Raw genomic sequence first — 2,593 nt, 5'->3', positions numbered from 1 at the left:
CCGAGTCGGCTCTTGCCAACAAGAGCCGACTCGGCGATCTGCGCGCTGCGCGGTCATCGTCCGCTCGACGACGCGCACCGGATGCACGTGCGCGCCACCGGCCTGGCCTCGAGCCGCTCCTCGGCGATGGGCCGTCCACAGCCCTCGCACGTGCCGAAGGTGCCCGCGTCCAACCTCGTCATGGCGGCGTCGATCTCGGCAAGCTGGCGGTGCGCCTGCCGGACGAGGGCTGCGACCTGGGAACGCTCGAATGCGATCGTCGTCCCCTCGGGATCGTGCTCGTCGTCCGCGTTGGTGTCCCGGGAGGCTTCAACCACGGCGTCGAAGTCGTCGGTCAGGCTCGCCAACCGCCTGAGCGTGTGGACACGATCGGCCGCGAGGCGATCACGTGCTCGATCCATGCCGTCCATGTTGCCTCGACGACCCAGAGCTTGGCGCCGGAGCCGGCCCCTTGTGGGTGCAACGCTGGCGCAAAACTGAAACACGTTCTAGTCTTGCCCGCGTGATTCCTCTGCTGACGGACAAGGTCATCGTTCTCTCCGGCGTCGGTCCGGGCCTCGGCCGGGCGCTCGGCGAGCAGGCAGCGCTGATGGGCGCCGACCTGGTGCTGGTGAGCCGCACCGAGAAGCGGCTCGAGAAGATGGCGGCCGTCGTGCGCGAGCACGGGCGGCGCGCGCTCGTCGTACCGACCGACATCACCGACGAGGCCTCGCGGCAGGCCCTGGTCGAGGCGACCCTCGCGGAGTTCGGGCGGGTCGACTGCCTGATCAACAACGCGTTCGGGATCCCGCCGATGGACCCCATCACCACACTCGACCTCGACGGCCTGCGCGCCGCGCAGGAGACCAACGTCTTCGCCCCGCTGCGCCTCTCCTCGCTCTTCGCCGACGCGTTGGCCGAGAGCAAGGGTTCGGTGATCATGCTCAACTCGTGCGTGATCTACAGCAGCCAGCCGGAGTACTCCGGCTACAAGCTGTCCAAGGGCACCCTCGAGCACCTCGCCTCGTCGCTGGCGACCGAGCTCGGGCCGCGCGGCATCCGGGTCAACAGCGTCGCGCCGTCCTACATCTACGAGGACGTCAACAAGGCCTACTTCGACTGGATCGCCCAGGAGACCGGCCGCACCCACGACGAGGTGTACGCCGAGAAGGCCGCGCCCACCGACCTGAAGCGGCTCGCGACGCCCGACGAGGTCGCCAACGCTGCGCTCTTCCTCGCCAGCGACCTCGCGTCCGCGGTCACCGGCGTGATGCTCAACGTCGACTGCGGCGAGTTCCACGTATGAGCGAGCCCCGCCAGCGCCCCGACGTCGGGTCGTACGACGACATCGCCGCGGCCGCCGTACGCACCACCGGGCTGACCGACTTCGGCGGCCCCGACGACCTGGGGCACGAGGAGGGGTTGCGGCTGCTCGTCGACGACCTCGCCTCCCCGGAGGCCGGGCTGACGCCGGTCGGCAACTACTTCCACCGCTCGCAGGTCAAGAGCGCGCTGGTCGGGCGGCTGATGACGCAGGCCCGCTTCGCGGAGTTCCCGGAGCACGCCGCCGTGCCGATCGAGCGGCCGATCTTCGTCGTCGGCCTCCCCCGGACCGGCACCACGGCCCTGCACCGGCTGCTCTGCGCCGACCCCGGCCACCAGGGCCTGGAGCTGTGGCTGACGGAGTACCCGCAGCCGCGCCCGCCCCGGGAGACCTGGGAGGACGACCCGATCTTCAGCGCGATGCAGGGCGCCTTCCAGCAGCACCACGTTGCGAACCCCGAGTTCATGGGGATCCACTACATGGACGCGACCTCTCCCGAGGAGTGCTGGCGGCTGCTCCGGCAGACCGGCAAGTCGATCTCCTTCGAGTCGCTGGCCAACGTGCCGCGCTACTCCGCGTGGCTCGCGGAGCAGGACTGGACCGACGCCTACGAGCGGCACCGCAAGAACCTCCAGCTGATCGGCCTGCACGACCAGGAGAAGCGCTGGGTGCTGAAGAACCCCTCGCACCTGGTCGCGCTCGACGCGCTGATGAAGGTCTACCCGGACGCGTTGATCGTCTGCACCCGGCGCGACCCGGTCACCTCGATCGCGTCCGCCTGCTCGCTGTCGGCGGAGGCGACGGCCGGCACCTCGACCACCTTCGTCGGCGACACGATCGGGCGCACCCAGCTCGGGATGCTCGAGCGGTCGTGGCAGCGGTTCACCGAGGCCCGGCAGCGGTACGACGCCGCCCAGTTCGTCGACGTCGACTACCGCGCGTTCGTCGCCGATCCGGTCGGCACCGTCGCCGGCATCTACGACGCGTTCGGGATCCCCTGGAGCGACGCGGCCCGCGCCGAGGTGGCCCGGATCGACGCCGAGTCCCGCACCGGACAGGCGCGTCCCTCGCACCGCTACGACCTGGCCGACTACGGCCTGACCGAGGACCAGGTGCGCGCCGCGTTCGACCTCTGAGGCGGTTCGGCACGCGGCCATCCACAGGCCGCGACCGGCCACGTTTCGGCGTACTCCCCGGCGGCGCAGGCTGCCGGCATGACCTTCGACCTCGATCCCGACGCCCTCCTCCGCGCCGGCCGGACCGCCGTCGACGAGGCCGACCTGCTGCGCG

3 protein-coding genes are annotated in these 2,593 nt (G+C 70.7%); 2 read left to right on the top strand and 1 reads right to left on the bottom strand.

Going from position 1 to position 2,593, the window contains the following annotated elements; all coding sequences use genetic code 11:
* Positions 1-53: 53 nt before the first annotated feature.
* Positions 54-410 carry a TraR/DksA family transcriptional regulator gene (locus H0488_RS21270; RefSeq protein WP_246372642.1) on the bottom strand — a complete coding sequence of 119 codons (357 nt, stop codon included), beginning with the start codon at positions 408-410 and terminating at the stop codon, positions 54-56.
* Between the two features lie 92 nt (positions 411-502).
* On the opposite strand from H0488_RS21270, the gene H0488_RS21265 reads away from it, so the two are divergent.
* Positions 503-1,285, top strand: a complete 783-nt coding sequence (locus H0488_RS21265; RefSeq protein WP_312856472.1) for an SDR family oxidoreductase — start codon at positions 503-505, stop codon at positions 1,283-1,285.
* Positions 1,282-2,439: a sulfotransferase family protein gene (locus tag H0488_RS21260; protein ID WP_183101211.1), complete on the top strand. Its 1,158-nt coding sequence runs from the start codon at positions 1,282-1,284 to the stop codon at positions 2,437-2,439. Before H0488_RS21265 ends, H0488_RS21260 begins: the two co-directional genes overlap by 4 nt.
* Positions 2,440-2,593: the final 154 nt, after the last annotated feature.

It is taken from the genome of Nocardioides pelophilus (assembly GCF_014180685.1).
Taxonomy (GTDB): Bacteria; Actinomycetota; Actinomycetes; order Propionibacteriales; family Nocardioidaceae; genus Nocardioides; species Nocardioides pelophilus.
Note: the sequence above shows the minus strand (reverse complement) of the source record. Positions and strands in the feature narration are given on the sequence as shown.

Coding starts and splice junctions, on each gene's coding strand:
- H0488_RS21270 (WP_246372642.1), bottom strand. CDS start 410: ATGGACGGCATGGATCGAGCACGTGATCGCCTCGCGGCCGATCGTGTC.
- H0488_RS21260 (WP_183101211.1), top strand. CDS start 1,282: ATGAGCGAGCCCCGCCAGCGCCCCGACGTCGGGTCGTACGACGACATC.